The organism is Hymenobacter agri (assembly GCF_054778495.1).
Window position 1 is genome coordinate 1 of sequence record NZ_BAAGZM010000216.1, and the last position, 6522, is coordinate 6522.

Sequence of the window (6522 nt, forward strand, 5' to 3'; positions counted from 1 at the left end):
GCGCTGAGCCTGCGCCGTGGGTGCGGCGCAGGCTGCCAGCAGCGCCAGCCCCAGGGCGGGTAACATTAGCCGACGGGAGAGAGAAGAGGACATGAACGGAATCAAAAGGGAAAGCAGGAGTTAAGCCGTGCGGCGCACGTGGCCGCGCAGGCCGTACCACACGATGTAAGCGTAGCAGAGCACCGGCAGCGCCAGCGCCAGGCGCAGCGAACTGGCATCGGCCATGAGGCCGAATAGTTGCGGAATGACCGCGCCACCCACAATGGCCACGTTCAGCAGGCCCGAGGCTTCTTCGGTGTGGCGGCCCAGACCAGCCACAGCCAGCGTGAAAATGGTGGAAAACATGATGGAATTCATCAGGCCCACGGCCAGCAAGCTCCACATGGCAGTTTCGCCGGAGGTGCTAACCGAAACAATGACCAATAGAATAGCCCCCAAACCGGTGAGCGCAAGTAGGTGTCCGGGCCGAAATTTCTTTAGCAGAATAGCTCCAAGAAACCGGCCTACCATGGCTCCACCTCCATAATAGGCTATTTTTTTTCCGGCCAGCTTAGGAGCCATATTCATCACATCTGCTTGGCCGAGGTAGCTCACAATGTGCGAGCCAATAGCCACTTCGGCCCCTACGTAAACAAAAATTCCTATCATACCCAGCACCAAATGGCGGTAGTGCCAAGCGCGGCGACTACCGTCGTCGGTGAGGTCAGGCGAGTGTGTGATAACGGGTAGTTTGATGAAAATGAGCACCCCGCTGATGAGGATGAGCACGGCTCCGATGCAGAGGTATGGTAGCTGCACGGCATGCACATCAATAGCATCGGCGGCGCGGGCGGCGTCAAGGTCAGGTAGGTGCGAGAGAATCAGCGCAGTGCCCACCAGAGGAGCCACTGTTGTGCCAACCGAATTAAAAGCTTGCGTTAAGCTAAGGCGGGATGGTGCCGATTCTGGTGGTCCTAGTATTGCTACGTAGGGGTTAGCAGCAACTTGCAGTAAAACGATGCCAGTGGCCAGCACGAACAGCGCGCCTAGAAACAATCCATAGGAATGGATATCAGCTGCGGGGTAAAACAAAAAGCATCCAGCTGCCGCCACCATAAAGCCCAGTAGCATGCCGCCCTTATAGCCCAAGCGGCTCACCACTTTACCCGCCGGAATCCCCATCACGAAGTAGGCCCCGAAAAAGCAAAAATTAATCAATCCAGCTTTCGCGTAGCTAAGCTGAAAAATGGCTTTAAAATAAGGAATCAGAATATCATTCAGGCAGGTGATGAAGCCGAACGAGAAGAACAGCACCGTGAGCGCCGACAGCGCCGACGTGTAGCGCGGCGCGGCCGTGCCAGCCGGCAGCGGAGTGGAAGGAACAACTGGCGCAAAGGCAGGAGCAGCCATAAAGAAGGGAGGTGGGAATAAGTGAAAAGAGAAAGGTTATCGGGTTGATTGCCGGAAGGTACCTTTCACAAAAATGTCGCCCCGGGGCAGGTAGTCATTATTCCCACCATTTTCCCTGCCCCAGAGGCGACGCTGGCTTTAGTAGCCAGGATTTTGCTGCAGCTGCGTATTGGTATTCAGCTCGTTGAGCGGTAACGGAAACACGAGGTAGTTGGCATCGCGCGCGCCGCGCTTCTGGGCAATAATGTCGAGGGCCGTGACGGAGTGGCGCACGCCGCCGCCGGCCAGCTCGTGGCGGGCGTAGCGGATGAGGTCGAACCAGCGCTCACCCTCAAACGCCAGCTCCAGGCGGCGCTGCTTGTCGATTTCGGTGCGCAGCGTGCCCTGGCTGGCAGCCTCGGGGCTGGCTGCCGTGAGGGGCTGCAGCCCGGCCCGCTGCCGGATGGGGTTCAGGTAGCCCAATACCGTTTGGGCGGGGCTGGCGGCTTCGTTGCTGGCCTCGGCGGCTGTGAGGTACACTTCGGCCAGGCGCAGCACGTAGTAGTTGTCGGAGGAGTTGAAGCCGTTGCCGTCGCTGCGCCACTTGTACACGAAGGGGCCCCGGTCGTTGGGCGAGCCGCCGCGGCCGTCGACGTAGCTGGCGTGGTTGCGGCCGGCGTTCACGCGGCCCTGGTAGCTCCAGCGCTGGTCGTTCACGGTGTCGACGACCGACGTGAGGTCGGTGGGCAGCGCCGCGCTGCCCCGCACAAACAGCGTCGGAATGTTGAACTTCGGAAACGCGTACGTGGCCGGCGGCGAGGGCAGCATAATGTCGGGCAGCGTGAAGAAGGTATTGCCATCGGCCGTGCCGGCAAACTGCACCTCGAAAATGGATTCCGGTCCCCGGTTCTCGGCCGGAAACAGGCCGTTGAAGCTCTGTAGCGAATAGTTGCCCCCGCCGCTGAGCACTTGGTCGGCGGCGGCTTTGGCGGCGGCCCAGTTGCGCTGCGTGAGCTGCACCCGGGCCAGCATCCAGCCCAGGGCCAGCTGCAGGCGGCGCACCAACGCGGTGTTGTCGGAACGCATCGAGCGCTGGTCGTGGTCGTTCATGGTCAGCGTCACGGCATCAACCAGGTAGATGCGGTCATGCTGGGTATTTTCGAGCATGAACATCCAGTCTTCCACGGCCGCGTAGCTACGGTCTTCTTCGAAGCGGTGCAGGCCGGGGTTCTGCCGCCGCACGCAGATGTTGCAGGCCAGCGCATTGCCGCGCACGAAGGTATCGAGGCCGTACCACCCCTCGGGCAGGGCGGCCGTATCGCTGGGCGCGATGACGCCGTCGCGGTCAAAGTCGTACTTGGTCGCGATGAAGTTCGGCTGGCCCAGCGCCTGAATCTTGGCATGGAGCGTGGCCAGGTGGTTGGCGTGAAACCGGTCGTCGGAATCAAGAAACAACACGTATTCGCCGTGGGCGCGGGCCAGCCCGTAGTTGCGGGCCACGCCCCGCTCGGCGTTTTCCTTGGGGTAGTACCGCAGGCGCGGGTCGGCGTAGCGGCCCACTACTTCGGCAGTATTGTCTTTGCTACCATCGTCCACCACCAGAATTTCAAGGTGTGGAAAGGTTTGGGCCAGCACGGAATCGAGGGTGGCACCGATGAAGCCCGCCCGGTTGTAGGTGGGAATAACGATGCTGAAGAAGGGACTATTCACGGCGCAAATATCCGTCGAACCAGCCGAACCGGCCGAACCAACCGCGCCCGCCCGCCCAAAACCAGCCGGCCCCGCCAGCTACGAGCCGCTCTGAATGCGGGTAAACCGCTTTTTCAGGGCAAGAAACGGAGTTTCGAGCTACTGGTAGGAAATGGCCAGGGCCACCACATACACGGCGGCATGGTTGGCAGTGGCAGAAAGCCGATTTACCCCCAATAATCTGATGGCCAACCCAATAGCCAGCGAGTGAAACATGTACAGGCCGTATAAGATGCGCCCAAGGTAATCGAGCCATGCCGACCGCAGACTAACCAGCGAGCTTTGAGTAAGGGCCAGGTTGAGTATCAGTATTTCGAAGAGGACAGCGTACAGCTCATGCGTGAAATAGCGCACTTCCTGCCCGCGCACGATGAGCACCGGCAGCACGAGCCACACCGCTACCTGTACCGGGCGGCTCGTGAGCCAGTCCAACAGCCGGCCCTTGCGCCGAAACAGCAACACCGCAAATACGCCCCCAATGGCCATGCACTGAATCCGGAAAAAGGTGAGGAAGTGCTTAATAAAGTCCGTCAGCTCGTTTACGGGGACCAGTTGCCGGCTGGGGCCCGTGAGCGCCCAGCTAAGCTGCATCACCACAAAAACCACCGCCGCCAGCAACAAAAAATTGCGGTAGTAGCGAGACGAATAGAACACTACTACCGGCCAGACCAAGTAGAACTGCTCCTCCACCCCTATCGACCACGCCTGGGAGGCAAAGGGCACGGCCGGGTACAACTCTTTGGCTACGTTAGGCAGCATCACGGCGTACAGCAGCGTCTTAACGCCCAAATCGGGGGCTACCCGCGGTGTGAGACCCGGGTGATACAGCAGGTCGATATGCGGAAAGACGAATAGGGCCAGAAACACCAATACATAGTAGAGCGGCCAGATACGCAGCATGCGCCGCAGATAGAATGCCCGGAAATCTATTGTGCCCAGCTTTTGCTTCTCAGCCAGTAGCAGATAGGTAATCAAAAATCCACTGAGCACGAAAAACAGGTCGACGCCCAGCTGGCCCAGTAGCGGAATAGCGGGCACGTACCAATAGTTGGAAAGCCCGTAGTCGGCCCGCAAGCCCTCTGCGTGGTCGATTACTACCAGAAGCACGGCCAGAAAACGCAACCCGTTCAGGTTAGGGAAGAAAACGCGGGGTTGGGGCGAAACGGTGGCAAGACGAGGGCCTTTGTGCGTACCGGTGATGGTAAGCAATGACAATTATTCTGGTTACGCTGATTATTACAAAGATAAAATCGCACTAAGTACTCTTCTATCAATAAATTGGCTACAAAGTAAAACCAGATAGAGTCTATATTATTTCAGCGAAACACAATACTATTTTGCGGCCTGCCGCCCGGCCCAAAGCAAACGTCCCGCAAGCCATGGGCCTACGGGACGTTGCCGCTTCGTACCGCAGTAAGGGCGGGCTAGCTCAGCAGCAGCTCGGCCCCCAGCCGAAGGGCTTTGAGCAAGACGAGCATGGCACCCACAATGGCCACCGTGCGCAAGCCAATGCGAACCACCGGCAGCTTCAGCAGCGAAAGCACCTGCAGGTCGATAATGAACGTGGCCACCAGGCTGAACAAGCCAAACAACATCAGGGCCGTGTTCAGGCTGTGCATCAGCAGGCCAATGCCGAGCCCGGCCGCCCGGGCCACCAGCAGGGCAATGTTGCTCCACAGAATGTAGCGCTGCTTGCCCATCACGGTATAGATGGGCCCGGTAGCCTGCGACATGAGCTTGAACACGTAGTAATAGCCCAGGTAGCCGGTATACACGCCGGCCATTTCCCACTGGGCCCCGAACACGAACTTGAAGAGCAGGTCGCCATACACCGTGATGACGCCGAACGGCAGCAGGCCCAGGTAGAGCAGCTTGTAGTATAGGCTCAGCGTCATGCCGGGCAGGCGCTCGGGCTCATTCTGATGAGTTTCGGCAGCCTTCTGCCAAAAAACCGGCACAATGGCGTTCCCAATCAGATTAATCGGAATTTCGAGCAGGCCCACCGAAAAGGAATACAGGCCCACGGGAGTTGAGCCGAAGCTGGCATTGAGCGTGTAGATGGGCAGCTGCGTCGAAAGCACGCTGATAAAGCTCGCCGGCAGAAAATACAGCGGAAACTCCTTGAACTCGACGGCGATGGCCCGGATATCGGCCCACCGGGCCGTGCGCCACAGCGCCCCAAACGAATGCCGGATGCTGCCCGCGGCGAGGCTAATGGTACTGGTGAGGCGGTTGAACACCTCCCCCAGCAGCAGGCCAGCCACACTGCCCCCCATCCACCAGCCGTAGCCAATGGTGGCACCACGACCCACCAGGGCCGTGGTCACCTCCACGCTGCTGCGTTTCAGGAACTGCTTGTCGCGCATGTACCAGCTGCTCATGATGCTGTTCAGGTTGAATAGCAGCAGCACCACCGGCAGCGTGTAGAAGAGGTTGCCCAAAGCTTCCACGTTCAGCCAGTGCAGTACGTGCGTTCCTCCCAGCACCAGCGTGCCGGCCAGCAGCAGGCAGGTGCCAAAGGTGAGCACCACCGTAAGCTGCACCAGCGACATAAACTTCTCCTGGGTTTTGGGCAGCAGAAAGGCGGCCGTATAGCCCAGCGTGGTAATCATGTTCAGGTTGCCGGCCAGCGAGCTGAACACGGCAAATTGCCCATAAGCCGCCGGCGGATAAATGCGCGACATGACCGGTGACAGCAGAAAGCCCAGCGCCGTGACCGCGGCCGACCCCGAAAGGGTAACGGCGAAGTTCTGCGCAAATGAGCCCTTCCGCAGCAACGGCGCGAGAATACTCTGCTTAAATCGTTGGATGGGTTGTTGAAGCAAACTCGTAAACTAAAGCCCGGTCGATTGTGCTTGTGCAAGCGCTTACCAGGGCGAATTGGCTAATACTATTTACTCGGCGCTGCACACGCGCCGCACCACCTGTTCTACCAGCACGGGGTCGGCCGTGATGTCGGCGTAGTTGTGCTCCACTTCCAATGGGGAGCCCAGCATGGAAGGCACCAGCGAATAATGCACGCCAATGCTGTCGGCCATCGATAGGTAGCTGGGATTCACGTACGTATCGCTCATCATTTCGATGGCATGCGTGCCCGGCGTCATGAACAGGATATTGGTCATGTTGGCCCCGTGAATCCCGATGAATACGGCGGCTTCGTACATGGTGCGCACCTGCTCGGCAAAGCTCATCTCTTCGAAGTAGATGGTTTCGAAGCCATAGCGCTGCAGCACCGCCACTACCTCGGGTTCGTTGGTGAGCTGCCGCCAGCTTTGGCGGCTGCGCGAAACATATAAGCGGCGGGTGGCGCGGCGGGCGGGGTCGAGGCTGCCGCGCAAATGCTGCATCACGGCTTCGCGTACTTCGCGCACCAGCTCCGGCAGCATGTAGCCGTGGCGGCCGGGC

At 59.4% G+C, this 6522-nt stretch carries 5 protein-coding genes; all 5 read right to left on the reverse strand.

Annotated features, from left to right (window positions below):
• Window positions 1-120 precede the first annotated feature (120 nt).
• Entirely contained in the window at window positions 121-1389 is a 1269-nt protein-coding gene (locus tag ACYVDE_RS11940) for a sugar MFS transporter (RefSeq protein ID WP_460501773.1), read from the reverse strand.
• A 138-nt stretch (window positions 1390-1527) separates the two neighbouring features.
• On the reverse strand, window positions 1528-3078 hold the full coding sequence (locus ACYVDE_RS11945; RefSeq protein ID WP_460501774.1) for a RagB/SusD family nutrient uptake outer membrane protein: 1551 nt from the start codon (window positions 3076-3078) through the stop codon (window positions 1528-1530).
• Window positions 3079-3216: 138 nt separating this feature from the next.
• A complete protein-coding gene (locus ACYVDE_RS11950) occupies window positions 3217-4332 on the reverse strand; it encodes an acyltransferase family protein (protein WP_460501775.1) in 1116 nt (371 codons plus the stop codon).
• 209 nt (window positions 4333-4541) lie between these two features.
• Window positions 4542-5942, reverse strand: coding sequence for a lipopolysaccharide biosynthesis protein (locus ACYVDE_RS11955; RefSeq protein WP_460501776.1), 1401 nt, complete (start codon window positions 5940-5942; stop codon window positions 4542-4544).
• A 69-nt stretch (window positions 5943-6011) separates the two neighbouring features.
• Window positions 6012-6522 (reverse strand): glycosyltransferase family 61 protein (locus ACYVDE_RS11960; RefSeq protein ID WP_460501777.1); only part of this gene is annotated, 511 nt, incomplete at its 5' end.

Bases quoted from the DNA above. Each gene is read 5' to 3' on its own strand.
- ACYVDE_RS11940 (WP_460501773.1), bottom strand. From the start codon at position 1,389: ATGGCTGCTCCTGCCTTTGCGCCAGTTGTTCCTTCCACTCCGCTGCCG.